The sequence below is a fragment of the Plantactinospora sp. DSM 117369 genome (genome assembly GCF_053764795.1).
In genome coordinates this window covers 3,810,504-3,832,383 of sequence record NZ_CM132446.1, presented here as the reverse complement: position 1 = coordinate 3,832,383, position 21,880 = coordinate 3,810,504, and the positions used below count along the sequence as shown (strand labels likewise).

The following is a 21,880-nucleotide window of genomic DNA, read 5'->3' as shown; positions in this document are numbered from 1 at the left end:
TCATGCGGAAAATCCTGGTCATCGGCATCGGGGCGGGTGACCCGGACCAGTTGACCCTGGAGGCGGTCCGGGCGATCGCCGAGGTCGACGTCTTCTTCGTGCTGGACAAGGGTGCCGCCAAGCAGGACCTGCTCGGGCTGCGCCAGGAAATCCTGCGCCGGCACCCGACGAAGCCCGGCCACCGGGTGGTGGAGCTGCGGGATCCGGACCGGGACCGGACCGCGCCGGCCTACGTGGACGCGGTGGACGCGTGGCGCCGCCGCCGGGCCGAACTGCTGCGAGCGCTGGTCCGCGACGAGGTACCGGCCGACGGCTGCGCCGCTTTCCTGGTCTGGGGGGATCCGGCGCTCTACGACAGCACGTTCGGCGTCATCGAGGAGATGCTGGCCGACGGGACGGTCGAGTTCGACTACACGGTGATCCCCGGGGTGAGCAGCGTCGCCACGCTGGCCGCCCGGCACCGGATCGGGCTGAACCGGGTCGGCCGGCCGTTCCAGGTCACCACCGGCCGGCTGCTGGCCCAGGGCTGGCCGTCCGGAGTGGACGACCTGGTGGTGATGCTCGACGCGCACTGCACGTTCACCCGGGTCACCGAGCCGGACGTGGAGATCTACTGGGGTGCCTACCTCGGTACCCCGGACGAGATCCTGGTCGCCGGCCCGCTCGCCGAGGCCGGGCCACGGATCGTCGAGGTACGCCGGGCCGCGCGGGAGCGCAAGGGCTGGATCATGGACACGTACCTGCTGCGCCGCCGGACGCACTGACCACGGCCTGCGCCTGGGGTCGACGGTCCCCGACGTGGTCGCGAAGCCGCCGCCCGCCGACGAAGCAGGATGACCGGGCAGGACGGCGGGTGATTGAAAGGGTGTACCTCCAGTCGACGAAGAGGCCGGACAAACACCATCGCTGGGGAGACTCGGTTGGTGCATAAGGCTCGGCACGGCGGATGCCGCTCCGGGGTCAGTACGCCCAGAACTCGTTCGGCAGCGCCTCGACGTCGGCGGCGGCCGACTCGAAGTAGTCCGCGACGAACAGCAACCGGGTCGCGGCCGGATCCCCGCCGTCGGCCATCCGGCGGATGGCGGCAGCCTGCCGCCGGGCGCGGTGCACGACCACGGCGCCGAACTCCCGCCGGTCCGCGTCGTAGCCGTAGGCGTCGAGCAGGAGGTGGAGGCGGCGGGACCGGTCCTCGGAGGGATCGAAGCCCAACGGCGCAACCGCGTTCGGCGGGCAGAACGGCACCCACCAGAGCGCCGACAGCGCCAGGTCGAACTCCCGCGTCGACGGACCGGCCGCACCCCAGTCGCAGAAACCGACCAGCCGGCCGCCGTCCACCACCGCGTTGTACGGCGCCGCATCCTGATGCCCCACCACCAGCCCCGGCCGCACCGCGTCGCCGATGAACCACCTCTCGTCCGCCGGTGGACCGAAACCCACCGTCACGTCGTGAAGCCGTCGCAGCCATTGGCCGACCTGGACCAGGGTCGACTCCGCGAACACCCAGTCGGGCCACGGCGTCCGGTCGCCGACGGTGTCGCCGCGCAGGTAGCTGAGCATCTCGCGACCCTGGTCGTCGAAGCCGAGCGCCCGTGGAGCGCCGTCGAAACCGGCATCCTCCAGGTACCGCAACAACGCATGCACTGTCGACGTCCAGGTCGAGGCCGGCTTGTGTACGACGTCATCGATCAGTACGGCACCCGTGGTGTGACCGCCGGGCAGCGCCACCTCGGTCATCCTCCATGTGTACTGGACTCCGACCGGTCCCGATACCGGGTTTCCAGCACTCCGAGCCGGGCAGCCCGGTCTGGGCGAGTTCGGCCGGTGATCACCCCCGCTTGCGCGCGGGGAGCAGCCCTTGTTGCCGGCCACCCAGTGGTGCGTCTCGGGGTCAACCCCGCGTGCGCGGGGAGCAGGGTTCGGACCTGGGTTCGCTCTTGGTGGCGTCGGGATCACCCCCGCGTGCGCGGGGAGCAGTGCCGATCGGCTCGGCCGCATACCGGACGGAGCGGATCACCCCCGCGTGCGCGGGGAGCAGCGGTCCGGCAGGAACAGGCAAGAGCCGAGCGTGGGATCACCCCCGCGTGCGCGGGGAGCAGAAACCCGTTACGCCACCGTAGACGCTCGACACGGGATCACCCCCGCGTGCGCGGGGAGCAGTCGGGGCCGGCTCAATCCTGTACGCGAACCATGGGATCACCCCCGCGTGCGCGGGGAGCAGGGGGCACCGCGCCGGACGCACTGGACGTTCACGGGATCACCCCGCGTGCGCGGGGAGCAGACCGGAACCAGCGTCCGGAAACGCTCATTGCGCGGATCACCCCCGCGTGCGCGGGGAGCAGGTTTGCGCGGTGCGATGCCAGCGGCGGACATCCGGATCACCCCCGCGTGCGCGGGGAGCAGGCGGCGGCGATGTGGGCCAGCGTGTGGAGGTAGGGATCACCCCCGCGTGCGCGGGGAGCAGGTCTCAGGATCGACCATCGATCGGAAATCTAACGGATCACCCCCGCGTGCGCGGGGAGCAGAATACGCGCCGTAGCTCAGGGCACGGTTTACCCGGATCACCCCCGCGTGCGCGGGGAGCAGCGCATCGGTCGGGTCCGCGAATACTGCCAACACGGATCACCCCCGCGTGCGCGGGGAGCAGGGCGGCGGCGTCCTCGCCGGGGAGCCGGCCGGGGGATCACCCCCGCGTGCGCGGGGAGCAGGGGCCGAGCGCGTCGGCGGTCGGCTGGACGTACGGATCACCCCCGCGTGCGCGGGGAGCAGAACCCGCCGGCCGCGAGTGCCGCCGCGAGCGTCGGATCACCCCCGCGTGCGCGGGGAGCAGTTGTACGAACCTTCGTACAACTACTGTACGGAGGGATCACCCCCGCGTGCGCGGGGAGCAGGTTGCTCCGCAGCACCGACACGTCTTGCCACCGGGATCACCCCCGCGTGCGCGGGGAGCAGGTGTCCTGCATCCTGTCCGGCGGACCGTGATCGGGATCACCCCCGCGTGCGCGGGGAGCAGTACCGGCCGCGACGAGCCACGGGGAGACGCCGGGGATCACCCCCGCGTGCACGGGGAGCAGGTAAGAGTATGCATTCTAAGCTATAGGATGGTAGGATCACCCCCGCGTGCGCGGGGAGCAGAGCCTCTACCGTGATGTTGAGTCCGCCGGACTGGGATCACCCCCGCGTGCGCGGGGAGCAGACTTCCTGACCTGCGGCTCTATAGATCAAGTACGCCGATTTTGTTCACTAGGGCCGGCAAGATCATTATTCCGGGGCTGGCAGGCAAGACGCGGTAAAGGTTTAGGCTCGGCTACTGGCGCCGGGCCACGTCGTCCACGAACGACCGCCATGCCACCGGGTCGAACGTAAGGCTGCCGCCGTTGCGGTCCTTGCTGTCGCGAACCAGGACGACACCGGGCAGGTTGTCGGCGACTTCCACGCAGGAACCGCCGTTGTTGCCGCTACGCGTGCTCTTGCGCCACCGAGCCTTGGTCACGTCCATGATCTTGCCACTTCCCCAAGAAGGTTCAGGGACTGCTCCTCCGAGAGTGCCTTCCCCCGGATGCGTTCCCAGCGTTGTCCAAGGGTAGCAATGTCGGCCGCGCCATCCACGATCTGTGCGCGGACCTGACTGTCGACATGGGCGGCACGGACGCCGTCGGGAAGGTCGGCGAGGATGAACGGCCCGCCGAGTCCTGGATACATCCCGACGCTGGTCGGCACGATATGGACCTGAACGGTCGGCAGGTCGGCACAGGCGATGATCCGCTCGACCTGCTCGCGCATCAGTGCCTTGTTGCCGTTGACGTGCCGGTGAAGGACCGACTCGTCCATGACCGCGACGAAGAGCGGCGGCCGGTCGCGATGGAGGATGGCTTGCCGACTGACACGGGAGGAGACGAGCCTGTCGGTCTCCTCAGCCGTCAGCGACTCGCCCGCAAGAGTTGCTCGCGCATACGCCTCCGTCTGGAGGAGGCCCGGCACCCATGCCAGTTCGTACCACCGCAGGGCGGTTGCCTCACGCTCCCATTCGATCCATCCGCGCAGCCAAACGGGCTCCCGCCTCTTCAAAACGTCCGGCCAAAGGTCCACTACGTCTCGGCCGACCAGCTCAGCAACCTTGGACCGATGTCGTGTCTGCGGTATCCGTCCATGCGTTACCCACCGTGCCGCCGTCTTCGGGTCAACTCCGATCTGACCTGCCAATGACTCGGCGGTTTGGCTGCTCTCGACCATGGCTCGCTGAAGCTCTCGATTCATGCCGCCTCCAAAGCGGACGTGACGTACGTCTGAAGTACGAACTGAAGCGCGGTGTGATTATCTCGTCACAGGGCGCACGATCTCAACAAGCACCCCGACCGGGCCTGTATCTCCATTTCGGGAGAGGTGCCCACAGGGCGGCGCCCGTGTATCGGAGCCCGGCGCCGCCCCGTCCACATTCACGCCGCCGACGGGAGGCATCATGAAGCTCAGCCGTAAGGCCACATCCCGCCATGGCCGCGCGTGGTGGCGGCTCTGGCGGTACTGTCGCTGCGGCTTCCGCTGGCGCTGTCCGGACTCGGTCGGACGCCTACCCATGCCCTACGAGCCGTCACCCGTGCCACGGCTGGCTCGCCGGGGGCCCGGGTCGCCGCCCGCGCGACGCCACCGGTCGAACTGACCGAAAGGGAGCGAGCCGAAATCCGGGCACTGGCGCCGGACGCCCCTCCCCTGCCGGCCCGGGCACTGATAACCAACCAGCGACCCAACTGGGACGCATCGACCCGCCCACATCTGGCGAACGGGCGCGCAGGGGGACTCCCCCCCGGCGCAGGAGCGCCGCGCTCGGCATGGTGAACGGGTATGACCGGTGATCGGCCCACAGGAGCGTTGGTATCGGCACATACGGCGGAAGCACGCCCGGAGCGGCCACCATCTCCCGACGCGGTCGTACGCCTGCCACGCCTGCGCCGACCCTTGGCCGTGTCGGCAGGCCCGCCTGGCACTCCTGACCTCTTTCCGGGGTAACCGGGTGGGGCTGATGGTCTACCTCGGCGCGCACCTGGCCCGCGCACTGGAGGAACTCCCAGACACCCATCCCGCGCTGATCACCGGACAGATCCTGTACTGGCTCCCTCGCCACCGCTGACCTGCCTCATCACCCCACGCCCGCCCCGGATCGCCTCCCCGGTCCGGGGTGGGCGGCGTTCCTAGCGCTCGTACGACTATCCGGCATTGGCTACGCGACGCACGCCGGTTTCCTCATCAGGTTCCGCTCGGGCGAGCGCACCTGCCGACCCGTGCGGTCGGTGGGCCAGGACAGCGATCCCGACGCACGGCCAGCGTTGGCGGTGGCCCGATCACCCGCGCGGAGAGGAGGGTTGCGCTTCTCGGCTTCCGGAGCTGAGAGTGCCAGGCGATCACTCTCACGTGCACGGGGAGCAGCGGTCCACAGAGGAGTGGGACCAGGTCGGGATCAGTCCCGCGCCCGCGGACGGAAACATAGGTACATACCAGTTTAAGATCCCTCCGAGGATCACCCCCACATGCGCGGCAAGCAGCCGGTCGCGTTCTCGTTATACGCGGTCGCCTGCGGATCATCCCCGCGTCGCAGGGAGCAGACCTTGTCGAGCACAGCGGACTCCAGGTCAGCCCCGCGTGCGCGGGCGGCAGGCCGGGTCAGTCGTGTCGATATCGAGAAAACGGGGATCATCCCCGCCTGCGTGGGGAGCGGTGCCACATATACCGACCGTCACCATCCTAAATCGGATCACCCCCGTGTACGCGGGGAGCAGAGCCGTGCGACGTACTCCGGGTCCAGTGATGGGGGATCATCCCCCCGCGCGCGGGAAGCAGCGACATGGACGTCGATCATGCTGTCCTCCCTGGGGATCATCCCCGCGTGCGCGGGGAGCAGTTGCCGCCCTTCCCGGTGACGGTCGCCTCGCGCGGATCATCCCCGCGTGCGCGGACAGCAGCAGGGGACGCCGCTGGGTCAGGTGGGGTTGGTGGGATCATCCCCGCGTGCGCGGGGAGCAGGTTCCTGGTCCTGCTGGTGACGCAGGGCATGGCGGGATCATCCCCGCGTGCACGGGGAGCAGGCCTGCGCCTCGGGCGACCGCCAGTGCGGCGCGGGATCATCCCCGCGTGCGCGGGGAGCAGTGAAGTTCCTCGCGGTAGCCAGTGCGTACGCCTGGATCATCCCCGCGTGCGCGGGGAGCAGCTGTTGACGAAGATCCGACGCGGCTTCCGCCACGGATCATCCCCGCGTGCGCGGGGAGCAGACTCCGGTGATCTCGACCGCGACAGCGTGGTTGGGATCATCCCCGCGTCCGCGGGGAGCAGGCCCCGCCTACCGGATGATCCGAGGCGGGGCGCGGATCATCCCCGCCTGCGCGGGGAGCAGCCTGATGTTGTGGCGAACCTTCTGACGATGCCGGGATCATCCCCGCGTGCGCGGGGAGCAGTCGGCGTCGCCGGACAGGAACATCCGCATGGCGGGATCATCCCCGCGTGCGCGGGAAGCAGTTGCCGACGTTGCGCCGGGCGACCTTCGCAACCGGATCATACCCGCGTGCGCGGGGAGCAGGTGCGCCGGATCCTGGTCGTCGGTCGGAACCCGGGATCATCCCCGCGTGCGCGGGGAGCAGGGCGTCAGGTTGTTCATCGCGGTCCCCAGCTGGGGATCATCCCCGCGTGCGCGGGGAGCAGGGCGTCAGGTTGTTCATCGCGGTCCCCAGCTGGGGATCATCCCCGCGTGCGCGGGGAGCAGGGCGTCAGGTTGTTCATCGCGGTCCCCAGCTGGGGATCATCCCCGCGTGCGCGGGGAGCAGTCGGTCCACGTTGCCGAGTCGACGAGTTCGCCGGGATCATCCCCGCGTGCGCGGGGAGCAGACGACCTCGGCAGGGTGTACATGTTGCAGACCCGGATCATCCCCGCGTGCGCGGGGAGCAGGGCGACATGGAGTTCGAGAACGCTGAAGCCCTGGGATCATCCCCGCGTGCGCGGGGAGCAGTCCGATCCCATCGGGGCGGGTGATGGTCGGAGGGGATCATCCCCGCGTGCGCGGGGAGCAGGCCCCCGCCGACCGGCCGGCCCACAGATCGACCGGATCATCCCCGCGTGCGCGGGGAGCAGGTTCTGGCGTCGCAGCAGTCCACGCTCGACGCGGGATCATCCCCGCGTGCGCGGGGAGCAGGCCACATGCTGGGTGTACACGACGCAGACCATCGGATCATCCCCGCGTGCGCGGGGAGCAGCACATGCGGTCAGCCGGGCCGGAAAGCCGACACGGATCATCCCCGCGTGCGCGGGGAGCAGCCGGGTCGAGTCCAGGGAGGCGTGCCCGAGCAGGGATCATCCCCGCGTGCGCGGGGAGCAGGTCTCGCCGCCGGCTGACGCGGCCGGCACCACCGGATCATCCCCGCGTGCGCGGGGAGCAGGATGTCGACCTTGCCGGGGCCACCCTGGTCAACGGATCATCCCCGCGTGCGCGGGGAGCAGCCGTTCACTCCACCGGGCTCCCGGGATGCTCAGGGATCATCCCCGCGTGCGCGGGGAGCAGTCGCCGGCCGGCCTGAGCCGTACGCCGGCGGGGGGATCATCCCCGCGTGCGCGGGGAGCAGGGCACAGTGCAGAACTGGCACGGTGCGAGCAACGGATCATCCCCGCGTGCGCGGGGAGCAGGGCCCAACGTGGTCGGAGCGGAACGCGGGGCACGGATCATCCCCGCGTGCGCGGGGAGCAGGTCGATGGTCGCGTTGTAGGGGACGCCGTCGCCGGATCATCCCCGCGTGCGCGGGGAGCAGATGGAGCTGGCGACTCCGCTGCTACGGGAAGCGGGATCATCCCCGCGTGCGCGGGGAGCAGCACCGGGAATAGTGGTCTTAAGGCTAGGAAGTCGGATCATCCCCGCGTGCGCGGGGAGCAGGCTGTAGTGGCCGTCCATGCTGGCGAGCCAGAGGGATCATCCCCGCGTGCGCGGGGAGCAGGTCATCCCTTCCCCCTTGTTCTATTTCTTGTGTTTGCGGATCATCCCCGCGTGCGCGGGGAGCAGCGGAGCATCCGGATGAGCGGATGGGCACGCAACGGATCATCCCCGCGTGCGCGGGGAGCAGCTGGACGTCGACGGTCCCCGGGCATGGCAGTCCGGATCATCCCCGCGTGCGCGGGGAGCAGCCGTACCCCGGTGCGGGTGGCTTTACCGGCCCGGGATCATCCCCGCGTGCGCGGGGAGCAGGCTAAGCGCCTTCCGCGCCGTGTCGAGTTCCGCGGATCATCCCCGCGTGCGCGGGGAGCACGCGTCTCCCGCCCCTGAGAGCCCATCAGCCATGGGATCATCCCCGCGTGCGCGGGGAGCACCCCGGGTGCCGGGCGTGCCGTCGGTGACTGGCGGGATCATCCCCGCGTGCGCGGGGAGCACGCTTCTTGACCTGGGCTCCTAGAGATCAACTTCCGGATTTTTCTTCACTTTCTCTCGGGCTGGCCACCGTGGTATCTCTACCCGCCGGGCCGCGCCGTCCGAAGCGACGGCGCTTCGATGCCTTGCTCCATCCCCGGGGCAGAGCGGGGTTGAAGGTGCTTCGCTGGGTGGGGCGGCGGATCAGGGTAATCCCGTCGAAATCGACCGGCTGCCAGTGGTGGTCGTGTACGTCGAAGCACAACCGCTGCTCCCCCGGCTGTTGGTAGACGAGCAGCGCCCGTCCCGGTCCGGCCATCTCGACGACCTTGACCCACAACCGATGCCGGATCCGGCTGTTGACGTGTCCCACGTATACCCCGGCGGAGATCTCCAGCAGCCACTGCGTGAGGTGGCCGCGTAGCCCTTCGGGGCAGGCGGTGAGGATGATGACGGTCATCAGAAGTCGACCTCCTCGCCGTAGTTCCGCCCGCCGGCAAGCTCGTAGCCGCCCTCGTCCCATAGGCGTACGGTGCCGCCGTGCGCCTCCTCGTCGAGCCACTCCTCGTCGATAGGACCGGCAGGAGCGGCGCCCAGCAGCAGAGTCCGGATATCGCGTACGCAGCGGTCGAGGAGGGCGCCGCCGTGGACCCGGTCACGTACCGCACGGCGCGTGTCCGGGCCGATGTCGGTGGATCCGCTGGCGGCAATGTCGAAGGCGACCGGGATGGTGATGTCGGCCTTGTAGAGGTCGGCGATGTCGTAGACGAAGGACCGGTCGTGGCCGGTGTGGACGAAACCGAGGCCGGGTGAGGCGCCGACGGCGACGATAACGGCGTGCACGATGCCGTACAGGCAGGCGTGTGCGGCAGAGAGCGCCTGGTTGACGGCGTCGCCGCCGTCGAAGTCGTCCGGGTTGTACTCGCGATTGTTCCAAGTCACGCCGGTGCGCTTGGCAGCTCGCGGTAGCAGCGACGTACCCGGGCTCCTTCCTTGCCACGGAGTTGCTGCATGGTGAGGGTGCTGGTGTCCTCGCCGGGGAAGCGCATCCGATACATTTCGCGCGCCACGTGGAGCCGCCGGTCGCGGTGTGCGACGGCGGTGGCCTGGGCGACGAGTAGCCGGCTGGATCGGGCGAGCGGGCGTCCGTGTGCGTAGTAGCGGACGCCCTGCTCGCCGACCCAGACCGCGGTGGCGCCGTTGTCGGCGAGGAGCATCATCGCCTGTTGGGTGATGCTGGTGCCGGGTCCGAGCATCAGGACGCCGAGGGTTGCGGCCGGAATGTGGACGACGCCTTTGTCATCGGTGGCGGTGATCGCGTTGCTGTCGCGGTGGATGACGCAGCGTTCGAGGTAGACGAAGCTGAGCCGATCCTGGGCGCGGTTCAGGTCCGAAAGTTCCGCCGGTGGGACCCCCGGGATCTTCACGGAGCGGCGGCGGCAGGAACGGGGGCGAGGGTGAGCAGGCCGCAGCCGTACGCCTTGGCGTGCCCTATCCCGCCGGTCAACGCCCGCCGGAAGGCGTCCGCATCGGTGATCTGGAGAATGCCGTCGTACGTTGCCGTGGTGAGGGTGACGGTACCCAAGCCGCGCTTGAAGGTTTGGGTGTAGCGTCGGTGCAGCCGCAGGTTGGGAAGTCCGTCGTGCTGGCTGGCCAGGGCGAAACCGTACCGCTCGGCCCGGTCGGCCAGCCAGTCGACCTGCTCGGGCTCGCGCAGCCGGCCGAAGCGCTGCGTCTCCTTGGCGTCGGCGGTCTTCCGCCCGCTGTGCGTCGGGTTGGCGGTGAGCCGGAACGCCCATTGCTGTCCGGGGTGCAGCGAGCCGAGCAACCCGTCGTAGTCCCGGGTCACCCAGGGCTCGGTCTCGGCGGTGGGCCAGCCGGCCTGTTCGATCAGGTGGGTGAGATCCGGCCGCCCCGGGCTGACGATGAAGAGGTGGACGGTCGCGGTGGCCGGGGTGTCGAGCCGCCACAGCGTACGGGTGCCGGCGCGCTCGTAGTCCTCGGCGACGGGGAAGGCCGCGCGGACTGCCGCGTGCATGACGTGCGGTGAGGAGAGCAGCTTCCGCGCGTTCCGCCGGGCCGGGTTGATCTGGAATCGGGTCAGGAACATGCTCAGCCTCCCAGCAGGCTCAACGGGTCGTGCTCGGCGACACCGGCCCGCTCGGCGAGGTCGTTGGCGACATCGACGTGCCGACGCAGCACCGATCGCCAGGTGTGCTGCCGATGCGCGGGGTCGAAGCTGACCGGCTCGTCGGGCACGGTCTCGGTCACCGGCTCGCCCGGACGGGCGTCCCGGATGACCTCCAACCGGACCATGCGGGACGCTCGCCTGCGGTACCACTCAGCGGCGAGCCACGGCCATTCCGCCAGCGCGTCGTCAAGCGTTTCATCGTGTACGCCGAGACTGATCGGCCCGACCGGAGGGCATGACCGCCGCCCGAGGTAGAGCGGGAATCGGGGCCGGTCCAGCGCCTCTGCCAGGCCGTGCAGCAGTTCCTCTTCGCCGCTGACGGCGCCGAGGAAGGCTGCGTCGGAGAGATAGAAGCGGTAGGTCAGCGGTGCGCTGTGGCGACCGTCGAGAGTTCGGGCGGTCTGGAAGTCGCGCAGGATCTGCCCGGGCTGGTCCAGCCGTACCCCGAATTCCAGGCCGAGCAGGTCGGTGAGCGGCTCGGTGCGTCGGACGCCCTTGGCTGCAGCGAGCATGCCGATCACCCCGCTCTTGGTGGGCGCGATCTCGGTACCCCGGCGGGCGAAGCGGCTCGACGAGCCCCACGACTGGAGCGGGCCGGCCAGCCGCAACAGCAACACACTCATGCCGGCTGCCCGAGCGCGACGGTGACCTGCTCCCCTACCCCGGTGACCAGCTCGCCGAAGCTGACCGCCTTGCCGAGGTCGGCCAGTACCGCGGTCTTCTCGCCGACCTGGGTGACCCAACTGCCGACCGGTCGCTCCCCGTAGGCGTTCTCGACGGCCACGGTGTGCTTCGCCAGTGCGGCCGCCGCCAGCTCGACCCGCCCGGCGGCGTGCGTCTCCTGGATCGCCGTCTCGAAGGCCCCGACCAGGTTGATCGGCTGGGTGTCGCGCAGCCGCACCAGCACGGCATCGGGCAGCGTACGGTGCGCGAAGGTGTTCTGCTTCCCCGTCGGCATGCTGCGGGCGAACGCGGTCAGGAAGGCTTCGACGGCGGCCCGGGTCGCGCCCGCGTCGCCGAGGGTACGGTGCAGCGCGTCGACGTCGACCGTCGCGTACCGGTACAGCGTGGACGAGTTGAACTCGATGGTCCCGATCATGCCGGCACCGGTTTCCGCGGCATCCTCCTTCCGGTCGTCGACAGCGGTGAAGTAGTCGAACTCGTTGTCGACGGCGTGCACGCTGATGGCGTGCGAGACCTGGCAGGCGGCGTCGACGTTGATGTCGGTCATGTCGGCCACCATCCGGCCGAACATCGCGACGTCGACCGAGTGCTCCGTGTTGGCCAGCTCCTTGAACCGGGCCTTGTCGAGGCTGGCGCCGCTGCGAGACGCCTCCAGCGCGGCGGCGGCGAGGTTGTCCAACTGCCGGTGGCTCAGAAATAGCAGGTAACCGGACTCGACGTCCTTCAGCTCGCCCTTCTTCTTGTCGGCCTTGGCGAGGCCGCCCGCCACGAAGACCTCGGCGGCCAGCGCCGACGCCTCCTCCCCGGTGATGCTCGGGTCGAGGGCCTTGATCCGGGCCGCGAGCGACTCGCCGACCCGCTTGGTCCGCTCGCCGAGCTGGGAGCGGTCGAGCAGATCGGCGAAGGCCAGCCGGATCGCCCGCTTCCATGCCTGGCTGGAAACCCGCGCCCGGCGTACCCCGCCGTAGACGGCGGTCTTCGGCGAGCCGGTGTCGTCCCGGTTGAGATTGCTCGGCGGCACTGTCTGAAGTGCGTAGACGTCGATGATGGTGCGGCTCATGATGGCTCCTCCTCGGGAAGTTCGGTGGCGGGGACGTCGACATCGGCGGGAGAGAGGACGTCAGTGCTGGGCCGGCTGCGGAAGAACTCCCGGCCCCAGATCGCCTGGACCTTGGAACGACCGTCCGCCCGGCGCAGGATCGCCAGGTCGTCGGCGAGCAGGCCGTAGTCGAGTGGGATCTGGTGCCCGCGCAGCATCGTGACCATGCTGCGCAGGTGGTAGATGCTCTCCTGGTAGGAGCTGGCGGTGCCGAGCGCGGCGAAGCGGCGTCGCACCCCGTCCGGCCCGGTGGACTTGTGGACGAGTTCGGACAGGGCCTGCCCCAGCCCGCGTCCCTCGACGTGCATCCGCTCCCGCTGTGACTGCTGGTGTAGTGCGTACAGAGTCACCGCGTCGTGCACGGCGTACTCGGCGTCCGTCGCCTCGGCGTCGTCGGCGGCCCGGCGGCCCAGCAGCCGCTCCGGCACCTGTAGATACGGTTCCAGCGTGTAGTCGAAGCCCGGGATCCGTCCGATGCCCCGCCGCAGCCGGGCCAGCGCGCTGACGGCCTCAGGCTGTGGCACGGTGCGCAACACCCGCGCTTGCAGGCCGGCGATCGTCCCGGCGACGTACTCGCCAAGGTCTTTGCGCCGCCGGCTCCTCGACCGCCGGGCCGGGCTGGCCGGCTGGTCGGCTTCCACCACGGTCATGCTGATTCCTCCTGCCTCTGTCGCGCAGACTCGGCCGCCATCGGCAGCACCCTGGCCAGGCCGACGTAGAACCACGCCTCGGCCTGCGAACTGGAGTAGTGCACTTCCCTGCCGGCGTGGTCGGTGCCGGCACGGCCGATCCACGCCTTCGGGCCAGCGGCGGCGACCAGGGTGTCCCCGATCCGGCGAATGGCCCGCCAGACCAGCCGCTGCCACGCCGCTCGTTCGGCCACCGGGTCACTCTCCGGGCCGAGCCGGGCCAGCCAGTCGCGGAAGGCGCCATCGAGCAGCGCGTACCCGCGTTCGGCCGCCCGGTCGGCGTCGCCACTGTCGGTGTCGCGGCTACCGGCGGCGCGGGCCAGGTTGTCGGCGAGCCGGCGCAGCACCTTCACCGCAGCCTCGGCGTCACCGGCGGCGTCGACGGCCGTCGCGCGCAGCGCCGAGTCTTCGACCAGCAGCAGGACGTTCATCGTCAGCGCGTCGCTGAACACCTCGTCCACGACCGCCTGCTGGGTGCCGTAGGTGACGCTCGTGGCCCGGGTACGGGCCTGGAAGTCCGCTCCGACCACACCGGTGACGGTCAGCCGGGCCAGCCACTGCACGACCATCGGGGACAGCCGTTGCGGCGCTTCGCTGCCGGACGACGGCGGCGCCGGCAGCAGGCTCTGAAGTCCTCGCCACAGGGCCCGGCCGTGGTCGTGCGGTCGGGGCAGGTAGATGGGGGTCTGCTTCTGTTTGGTTTCGCGCGGTCCGCTGCGTCCCCAGACGCTCATCGGCTCCAGCAGGTGCCGGTCTTGCCAGTCGAGCCGGTCACCATTGGCGATCATGGCGCCGGTGATGCCGCCGGCATCGCCGAAGAGCCGTATCCGCCGGGACTGCCAGGTGTAGAGGCTGAGCAGCCCGTACGGGCCACGCGTCGAACCGGCTTCCTCGACGGCCGTCTGCGGCTCGCGTTCCCACACCGGCAGGTCCCGCTCGTCGGCCACCTGCCAGCCGGGCGCGATCGGCACCAGGTTGAGCAGCAGGGTCTCCAGCAGCGTCGCGCCCTCCAGGTGGACGCCGCCCAACAAACCGACCGAGCCGGGGCCCATCGGGTAGCCCTTGCCGTTCTTGACCTGTGGATCGCCGACCGCCCCCGTCTTGATGCCGGACGGGTCGTACGCCTGGCAGTGCACGAGCCAGCGGGCCGCCTCGGCGGGTGTGATCGACTCCATGCCCGACCCGGCACGGGTCGTCAGGAAGGGCATGCCGTTCGGCACGTCGGCGATGAGCCGCTCCAGCCCGTACGTGTTGCTCTTCGCCGCGTGCAGGTCGGCGACCTGGTAGAACGGGTGCTTCGGGTGCAGCAGGTCGAACCGGTCGCGGAACTCGCCGAGGTAGTCGGCGAGGTCGGCGGTCGGCAGCTTCCGGTCCCGCCACAGCGTCCGCCAGGCGGCCTCGCCGGGTGGGCCACCGGTGGTGCGGTGCAGGATCGCCAGCGCCAGCCGCAGGATGGCGAAGGACTGGGTGGGCAGTTCACAGGCGATCATCCGTAGGTCGCCGGCCTGCGCGAAGAGCCCGAGCAGCGACACGTCCCGGCGCTGACCGGCGGTGTCCAGCACCGGAATCCACGCCTCGTCGACCAGCGAGAACTCGGCGGGGTGCGGTGAGCCGGTCACCGGCAGCACCTCCTTCTGGGATCGGGGTGGACTCAGGTGGCGGCGCGGCTGACGCGCAGTCCCTCGTCCGGGTCGTAGTGCAGGTCGAAGCCGGCCACCGTGGCGCGCCCGTCCTCATCGATGTCGAGCACGAGTTCGCCGGCCAGCCAGGGGCTGTCCTGCCATGCGGTGAGGTCGGTACGCCGCTCCAGCTCGGTGATGACGTCGTCGATCTCGTCGGCAGCGGTCATCGCACGTGGCAGCGGTAGGGTGCAGCGCGCGATCAGCCGGGGCAACGGCCAGCCCGGGAGGCTACCGGTCGGCACCGGGGTTCCGCCCCGGTCGATCCACGGCGGGAGGATCAAGCCGTCCGGTGTGCGTACCAGGAGTAGGACCTCCAGGGAGTCGGCGTCGGTGTCGCGGACGTGGCCCTGCGCCACGCGGTCGTCCGCGTTACCGACGCCACCGGAGAGCCAGCCGATCAGCGGTACCCCGGGCTCGGCGACGCCGGCCAGCCGGAAGCCGTCGGCCTTCAGCTCCTTGGTGGTGATCTCGTCGCGCTGCTTCGCCTCCGCCTCGACCATCGCGGACTGCCAGGACGGCGGGCCGAGCGCCGTGTCGGCGTAGGCGGTCTGGGTGAGCGGGGCGATGTCGGCCGGCAGCCGCAGCGGGGTGCCGTCCAGGTGTGGCAGCAGCACGGCGGCGCTGCGCAGCAGTGTGGCCGGTTGGTAGACCCGGCGGGAGCCGCTGACCGGCTGTGGTGGTTCGGTCGTCCAGTCGGCGCCGGTGATCCAACAGGTGGGTGTCGCGAGCCGGGCGGGGCGGTCGGGGCGCGGATGGCGGTGCAGCCGGCCAATGCGTTGCAGCACGAGGTCGACCGGGGCAAGGTCGGTGACCAGCAGGTCGAAGTCGATGTCCAGCGACTGTTCGGCGACCTGGCTGGCCACCACCACGTGCCGGTGCGGGCGGACACCGGTGCCGGGTGGCCCGAACGTGTCGCGCAGCCAGCCGTCCTTCGCGGCACGGTCGACGGCCATGAACCGGGAGTGCGCCACCGAGACCGGGGTGTCGGGGCCGAGGGCGGCACGCAGCGCAGCAGCGGTCTCCTGCACCCGGGCCACGGTGTTGCGGATCACGAGCGCGCAGCCGCCGTCGGTCAACTGGTCGCGTAGCAGCTCCACCAGTGCGGGCAACTCGTCGGGCAGGCGGCGCAGAGTCACCTCGCCGCCTCGTCCGGAGTCGGCAGAGCTGACGGCGGTAGCGCCGCGCTCAGCGGTGGAGACCGTGACCAGCGGGTATCGCAGGTCGGTCCGGAGCGGGGCGTACGGGTCGATCTTCGGCTTGCCCCGGTCGCGCCAGGTGAGCTTGGGCAGGGGTCCGAGCCGGCCCGCGTCGTACGCCGCCATCAGCTCGGCCCGGCGCTGCGCCGGCAGGGTCGCCGAGAGTACGACGACCGGCACGCCGTATGCGCCGAGCCACTCCAGCGCCCGGTCCAGGAACCGTCCCATGTAGACGTCGTATGCGTGTGCCTCGTCGATCATCACGACCTTGCCGGCGAGGCCGAGGTGGCGCAGTACCAGGTGCTTGCTGCGCAGCGCGGCGAAGAGCAGCTGGTCGATCGTGCCGACGACGAAGCTGGAGAGCAGGGTCCGTTTCGACCCGGCGAGCCAGGCGTGCACACCGATGTCGGTACCGCCCGCGTCCTCGGCGATGCCGCTGGGCAGCAGTGTCCTGCGTAGCTGGTCGTACTCGGGGTTGAGCGCTGCCTTGCCGTGGGCCAGCCGCACGTCGCGGGCGCCCCGGCCGACCTGCGCGTCGGGCAGCCGGCGCAGCCAGGAGAGCATCCGCCCGTACATCGCGTCGCTGGTCGCCCGGGTGGGCAGCGCCAGGTAGCAGCCGGAGAGCCCGCTACGGCGAGCGATGATCTCCACCGCTGCCAGGGCCGCCTCGGTCTTCCCCTCCCCCATCGCCGCCTCGACGATCATCATGCCGGGCAGCGGCATGGTCGCGGCCAGCTCGGCGACCGTACGCTGCACCGGACGCGGCACCGCACCGGCGGGCAGCGTGAAGCGCGCCCCGAACAGGTCCTCCAGGCTCGGCGGCGCCACGGCGGGCTGCCAGGGTACGGGTAGGTCCAGCAGCTCCCAGCCGGCGTGCAGCCGATCGGCGTCCGTGCTGTCCAGGATGTACGGGAAGAACTCCTCGTTGCTGGCGATCCAGTCGGCGACGATGACGAGCCCGGTGAGGACGGCCTGCACGGGCTGGGAGAGCGCGACGTCGCTCCACCCGGGGAGCCGCTCGGCCGCGCCGGACCGCTCCGCCATCCAGGTCAGCAGCTCCTGCTGCACCTGCCGCCAGGCCGCGTCGCCGAGTAGATGCGGACGCACCTGGGCGTCCCGAAGGCCCTCGTCGGTCGGCGGGACACCGTGGTGACCGCCGACGATGACGGCGACCGGATGCGGGTCGAGCCACTCCTGCCCCTGCAACCAGTTCGCCAGCACCAGGTGCCCGGCGGTGGCGTGCGGGGCGTACCTGCGGTCGGCGCGGATCAGGTCCGGCTGGTACGTGAGCCCGTGGTCCCGCATCCGCCGTGCCAGGTCGTACGCCTGGTGTGCGAAGGCCGGCGTGGCCTTGCCGATGTCGTGCACCCCGGCGATCCAGACGGTCAGGATGCGACCGTCCGCGTCACCGCCGGGCAGCTCGTCGGCGATGCGGTGCCGGACTGCCCGGCTCAGCCAGTGGTCCCAGAGCGATCCGGCGACGTCGGCGGTGTCGGCCAGGTGCCGCCACAGCGGCAGCCAACCGACCGGCGAGATGCCCCTGCGGTCGGTCTTGCCCCAGACGGAGCGCGCGGCATCGCCGAGCTTGGGCCCGCCGGCGCCACCGGTCCCACCGGTTCGGGCGTTCATTGGCTCACCGGCAGCAGCGGGCTCGGCGTGCCGCTGTGCGACAGGTAGAGCACGTCGCGGGCTCGGGTCAGGGCGACGAAGAGCAGGCAGCGCTCGCGCTGCATGTCCTGCCGGTGCGCGTGCGGGTCCTCGGCCGCCGGAGTCAGCGCGTGCGGTGCCGGCAGCACACCCGCGTCCAGCCCGACGACCGCGAGGCACTGGAACTCCAGCCCCTTCATGCGGTGCATGGTCGCCACCCGAACCCCGTCAGTGCCCCGCTTGTCGTCGGCGACGTCGATGTGGGCATCGCTCAAGATCTTGCTGACTGTCTTGACGAGCTGTCCGGTGCGGACCGCCACGCCGACGGCGTGCGGCTCGACCCCCTGCTCCAGCCAGGTCCCCACCCGCTCGACCAGGGCGTCGCACTCGCCGTCGCGGTCGCCGTGGGCGGCGAGTTCGGGTACGCCACCACGCGTGATCGAGCGGTAGCCGCGCAACGTGTCGCCCTCGCCGTCCAGGCCGATGGCGGGATCGCCACCCAGTACCTTGACCGACAGATCCAGGATCTCGTGGGTGGTGCGGTAGTTGACGGTGAGGCGTCGGGTGCGGCCACGAACCTCGATGCCGAGCTGGGCCAGTGACACCTGACTGTCGTAGATGCGCTGGTAGGGGTCGGCGAGCAGGAACAGGTCGTTCGGCCCCGGCGCGACGAGCGCCCGCAGCAGGCGCCACTGCGCCGGGTGCAGGTCCTGCCCTTCGTCGACGACGACGTGCTGGTACGGCGCCGGCGAGCGGCGCAGGATCGCGGCCGCGTCGTCGGCGAGCTGGGTGTGGGTACGCAGGCGCCGTTTTGCCAGCTCCCGTACCACACCGTCGAGTGCGGTCCACACCTGCTCGCGTTGGGCCGCACGCAGACCCGCGCCCCGGCCCTTGCGGGGTGCCTCGCGGTACGCATCCAGGGTGGCCAGCTGCTGAGCCAGTACCACCTGCTCCCACTCGTGCTTGAGAAAGGCGGCGCTGTAGGTGGTGACCTGGCCGGCCCGGTTGACGAAGGTGGGGCCGTTTTTCGCGGCGGCCTCCCACAACTGGTCGACAACCTCGCTCTCAGCGACGCCGACCCTTCCGCTGCTCCGGGCGACGATCTCGTAGGCCAGCCTGTCGATGCTGATCACATCGATACGGGCCCGCACTGCCGGGTCCGTGGCGAGCCGGCACAGCTGCTTGGTCAGGGCGTCGGCGAGTGCACGGGTGAAGGTGGTCAGCAGGACCTTCTGCCCGTCCGGCAGGCGCTTCGCGAGGAACACCGCCCGGTGCAGTCCGGTAACCGTCTTTCCGGTACCAGCGCTGCCGGTCACCAGCGCCGGGCCGCTGTAGGTGTCGCGGTAGGCGATGTCGCGTTGCGTCGGGTGCAGGAAGGTGCGCCACAGGTCGAACGGGTAGGCGAGGATGGCAGCGAGTTCGACCGGACCGGAGACGAAGGTGATCCGCTCGGGCGTACGGCGTGCCGCGGTCAGCAGGTCGTCGGTGTCCACCTTCCCCGACACGATCCGGTCGGCCATCTCCGCCCAGACCTCGGCCACGGGCAATCCGCTGGCCAGTCCACGGAGGATGTCGAGCTGCGTCTCGGGCAGGCGCCCGGCGAGACTCTCCAACTGCTGGTCGGTGGCGATGACGCGCAACAGTGGCACCAGGTCCTCGTCCACGCCGAGCCGTACGAAGTCGGCGGTCGAGATCCGGTCGAATAGCCCGCCGCCGCGCGGGTCCGGCGGCGCGGTACGCGCGAACTCCTCGATGCCCGCCTGGTCACGCATCTCCAGTACGCCGAGCGTCTGGTTGACGGTGAACCGGCGGCTCACCGCGAAGGCGATGGCGTCGTCGTGCGGCAGGACGTCGAGGAGGGCGTACTTCTCCTGGCCGAGGGAGAGCACGACCCCGCGATAGAACTGGTCGACACGGATCGTCCGGATGTTCGGGTCGCATGCGCCGGTCAGCTTCTCCAGGTGCAGCCCCGCGTGGGTGTGCTCGGCGAACTTCCCGATGGCGGCGTCGACGGCGCGCTGCACCCGGCGTTGCAGCCTGGCATAGGCGGGCAGGAATGCCCGGCCGATGGCCAACTCAGCCATACCATCCCCCATCAGCGGCGCTTGGACGTAAATCAGGGCGTCTTCGCGGAACTGTCATGAGCCGGACACGCTCGGCCGCACGGATCGCGCAGCATGAACCGGGCCGCCCCCGCGAAGGGCGTTCGCGCCCGGCGCCTATTCAAACATCTTGTGAACATCGCTTGCAAGTATCTCTTCGTTGCGCATGTTCACCGAACAAGCCACGCCGAACCCGGCCTGAGGTGTCCGGCGGTGCCCGGTCGGCCGTTATGCTGGGCCGGTGGTCCCCGGCACGAGCCTCAAAGACCGATACAAGCTGGGCCGGTTCCCGTTGGCGCACAAGGGAATGGGTGAGGTCTGGCCCGCACAGGACACATTGCTCGACCGACCCGTCGTGGTGAAGTTCGTCAACGCCGCCATGTTGGACCTGGATCTGGTACGCCGGTTCCGCCGCGAGGCACTGCTGACCGCACGGCTCGACCATCCCGGTGTACCCGCGATCCACGACCTCGGCGAGCACGGCGGCCAGCCGTACGTCGTACTTCAGAGGATCGACGGCATCACCCTCACCGACCTGGTCGCGGAGCACGCACCCCTGCCGATCGGATGGGTCGCGGCCATCGGAGCGCAGATCTGTGGCGTCCTGCTCGCCGCTAGGCAGCTCGGCCTGGTGCACCGGGACATCAAGCCGAGCAACGTCATGCTGGACAAGAGCGGCGCGGTGAAGGTGCTCGACTTCGGCCTGGCTGTCCTGCACGACGACGACCGCTACTCGCGGATCACCCAGACCGGGCAGAGCCTCGGCACCGTGGGCTACATGGCCCCCGAACAGGTCCTCGGCAAGCCCGCCGACCACCGCACCGACCTGTACGGTCTGGGCGCCACGCTCTTCGATCTGCTCACCGGCCGCCCGCCGTTCGACGACGTGACCACCACGACGACGCTGCGACACCAGCTGGACGATCCCCCACCACGCCCCGCCGAACTGCGCCCGGATGTGCCTGCGGCGCTCGACGACCTGGTGCACACGCTGTTGGCGACCAGCCCCGAGGACCGACCATCCGATGCCGCCGACGTCTACCCGGCGCTGGTCCCGTTCTGCCACGATCTGCCGCCGCTTCCCGGAGTAGTCACCGACGCTGCGGCGGCGGTGCAGATGTATGCCGCGATCGTGGGGCGAGTACCGCCACAGACTCGCCCCACGATCGCGACCACCGAACAGACCGAACTGGACGTGGAGCCGGGCGCCCTGTATGCGGAGCAGCTCTACGCCGCCGGCGAGTTCCGAGCCGCCGCACGCCGCTGGAGGCAGCTCGCCGCCCATCTCGCCGAACGTGACGGGGACGACGAGCCTCGGGTGTTCGACTTCCTACTGCGTGCCGCTCGCGCCCACGTCGCGCTCGGCGAGTACGACCGGGCGTCGCGGCAGTTCCAGAAACTGTTACAGGACCGGATCCGGATCGACGGGCCGGAGCATGCCGCAGTGCTGGAGCTGCGCCAGGAGATCGAACAGCTCAGGTCGGGACGGCCGGCGTCACCCCCGCCGCCTCGATCCACGCCCGACGGGAGTCGCTGAACCTCCGGGGCAGCAGCGCCGCCTTCTGCATTGAAAAGCCGCCTCCCCTGGAGAGGAAGATCCGGGCACAGGTCTGCCCACGCGTCTCGGTCGTCATGGCACGACCGGCGAGCCGCGAGTACATGGTGCTGTGCTTCAACCACGCCGCCTCCTCTCCGTGCCGGTCGAAGCCGCGCCCGCTCGCCGCGTGCCCGAAGACGTCGTGGACCGCGCGGAACATGTCGTTCTCGCCGTCGCTGAGGTACGGATGCGGGTTGCCGCTGGCCGCACTGGCCCAGACCTTCAGCCGGCGCTGCCGTACGTCGCTCACCATCGACTCGACATCCGGATACGGGTCCTCGTCAACGATCCGCACGGTGACGCCCAGGCCGCCGAACTCCACCCGTCCCACCAGGAAGTGGTACTGCCGCACCGTCTCTCGACAGAACGCGGCGTACGCGGCGAAGGCCCGCTCGTCCCGGACGGGCGCCGCCGCATAGGCCGCCGCGATGGCGGCACCGACGGCGGGGTCAAGGCGCACTCGCGCGTACGCCTGGGGTGACGTGATGGCCGCACGGCCGGAGCCGTAGCGCCACGCACCACGAGATGCGTACGTGATCGGCGGGAAGCACGGAGACTCGATGGTTGGCGACGTTGGTACGAGCAAGGGTGTTCATGGTCCTCCTTCGATCGTGGGGGATG

At 70.3% G+C, this 21,880-nt stretch carries 14 protein-coding genes, 1 pseudogene and 2 CRISPR repeat arrays; of the genes and pseudogenes, 2 read left to right on the top strand and 13 right to left on the bottom strand.

What is annotated here, in order from left to right:
• The first annotated feature begins 2 nt into the window (after nucleotides 1-2).
• Nucleotides 3-764: a precorrin-6A synthase (deacetylating) gene (gene cobF / locus ACSMXO_RS16680; RefSeq protein WP_455418436.1), complete on the top strand. Its 762-nt coding sequence runs from the start codon at nucleotides 3-5 to the stop codon at nucleotides 762-764.
• 196 nt (nucleotides 765-960) lie between these two features.
• Here cobF and ACSMXO_RS16675 read toward each other — a convergent pair whose 3' ends face one another.
• From ACSMXO_RS16675 to ACSMXO_RS16620, 12 genes and pseudogenes are all read right to left on the bottom strand, one after another.
• Nucleotides 961-1,734, bottom strand: a complete 774-nt coding sequence (locus ACSMXO_RS16675) for a phosphotransferase (RefSeq protein WP_455418435.1) — start codon at nucleotides 1,732-1,734, stop codon at nucleotides 961-963.
• 151 nt (nucleotides 1,735-1,885) lie between these two features.
• A CRISPR array of direct repeats spans nucleotides 1,886-3,193; the repeat unit is 28 nt; unit sequence GGATCACCCCCGCGTGCGCGGGGAGCAG.
• 111 nt (nucleotides 3,194-3,304) lie between these two features.
• On the bottom strand, nucleotides 3,305-3,496 hold the full coding sequence (locus tag ACSMXO_RS16670; RefSeq protein WP_455418434.1) for a DUF397 domain-containing protein: 192 nt from the start codon (nucleotides 3,494-3,496) through the stop codon (nucleotides 3,305-3,307).
• Complete coding sequence (locus tag ACSMXO_RS16665) at nucleotides 3,487-4,254, bottom strand: DUF5753 domain-containing protein (protein ID WP_455418433.1); 768 nt, start codon at nucleotides 4,252-4,254, stop codon at nucleotides 3,487-3,489. The genes ACSMXO_RS16670 and ACSMXO_RS16665 overlap by 10 nt, the downstream gene beginning before the upstream one ends.
• Before the next feature lie 1,486 nt (nucleotides 4,255-5,740).
• A CRISPR array of direct repeats spans nucleotides 5,741-8,396; the repeat unit is 28 nt; unit sequence GGATCATCCCCGCGTGCGCGGGGAGCAG.
• 25 nt (nucleotides 8,397-8,421) lie between these two features.
• Complete coding sequence (gene cas2e, locus ACSMXO_RS16660; protein WP_455418432.1) at nucleotides 8,422-8,832, bottom strand: type I-E CRISPR-associated endoribonuclease Cas2e; 411 nt, start codon at nucleotides 8,830-8,832, stop codon at nucleotides 8,422-8,424.
• Nucleotides 8,832-9,799, bottom strand: a pseudogene (gene cas1e, locus ACSMXO_RS16655) (type I-E CRISPR-associated endonuclease Cas1e). Before cas1e ends, cas2e begins: the two are co-directional and overlap by 1 nt.
• Entirely contained in the window at nucleotides 9,796-10,482 is a 687-nt protein-coding gene (gene cas6e / locus ACSMXO_RS16650) for a type I-E CRISPR-associated protein Cas6/Cse3/CasE (RefSeq protein WP_455418431.1), read from the bottom strand. The pseudogene cas1e and the gene cas6e overlap by 4 nt, the downstream one beginning before the upstream one ends.
• A gap of 2 nt (nucleotides 10,483-10,484) precedes the next feature.
• The gene (gene cas5e, locus ACSMXO_RS16645; RefSeq protein ID WP_455418430.1) at nucleotides 10,485-11,186 is read right to left on the bottom strand and encodes a type I-E CRISPR-associated protein Cas5/CasD; all 702 of its coding nucleotides are present in this window, start codon (nucleotides 11,184-11,186) and stop codon (nucleotides 10,485-10,487) included.
• Nucleotides 11,183-12,307, bottom strand: coding sequence for a type I-E CRISPR-associated protein Cas7/Cse4/CasC (gene cas7e / locus ACSMXO_RS16640; protein ID WP_455418429.1), 1,125 nt, complete (start codon nucleotides 12,305-12,307; stop codon nucleotides 11,183-11,185). The genes cas5e and cas7e overlap by 4 nt, the downstream gene beginning before the upstream one ends.
• Nucleotides 12,304-12,996, bottom strand: a complete 693-nt coding sequence (casB, locus tag ACSMXO_RS16635) for a type I-E CRISPR-associated protein Cse2/CasB (RefSeq protein WP_455418428.1) — start codon at nucleotides 12,994-12,996, stop codon at nucleotides 12,304-12,306. The genes cas7e and casB overlap by 4 nt, the downstream gene beginning before the upstream one ends.
• Nucleotides 12,993-14,654 (bottom strand): type I-E CRISPR-associated protein Cse1/CasA, encoded by a 1,662-nt coding sequence (gene casA, locus ACSMXO_RS16630; protein WP_455418427.1) that lies wholly within the window; start codon nucleotides 14,652-14,654, stop codon nucleotides 12,993-12,995. The genes casB and casA overlap by 4 nt, the downstream gene beginning before the upstream one ends.
• 32 nt (nucleotides 14,655-14,686) lie before the next feature.
• Nucleotides 14,687-17,542: a CRISPR-associated endonuclease Cas3'' gene (locus ACSMXO_RS16625; RefSeq protein WP_455418426.1), complete on the bottom strand. Its 2,856-nt coding sequence runs from the start codon at nucleotides 17,540-17,542 to the stop codon at nucleotides 14,687-14,689.
• Nucleotides 17,539-19,644: a UvrD-helicase domain-containing protein gene (locus ACSMXO_RS16620; RefSeq protein ID WP_455418425.1), complete on the bottom strand. Its 2,106-nt coding sequence runs from the start codon at nucleotides 19,642-19,644 to the stop codon at nucleotides 17,539-17,541. The genes ACSMXO_RS16625 and ACSMXO_RS16620 overlap by 4 nt, the downstream gene beginning before the upstream one ends.
• Before the next feature lie 259 nt (nucleotides 19,645-19,903).
• Here ACSMXO_RS16620 and ACSMXO_RS16615 point away from each other — a divergent pair, with 259 nt between their 5' ends.
• The gene (locus ACSMXO_RS16615) at nucleotides 19,904-21,199 is read left to right on the top strand and encodes a protein kinase domain-containing protein (protein WP_455418424.1); all 1,296 of its coding nucleotides are present in this window, start codon (nucleotides 19,904-19,906) and stop codon (nucleotides 21,197-21,199) included.
• Here the strand turns inward: ACSMXO_RS16615 and ACSMXO_RS16610 are convergent.
• On the bottom strand, nucleotides 21,138-21,719 hold the full coding sequence (locus tag ACSMXO_RS16610) for a hypothetical protein (RefSeq protein ID WP_455418423.1): 582 nt from the start codon (nucleotides 21,717-21,719) through the stop codon (nucleotides 21,138-21,140). The genes ACSMXO_RS16615 and ACSMXO_RS16610 overlap by 62 nt on opposite strands.
• Nucleotides 21,720-21,880 lie beyond the last annotated feature (161 nt).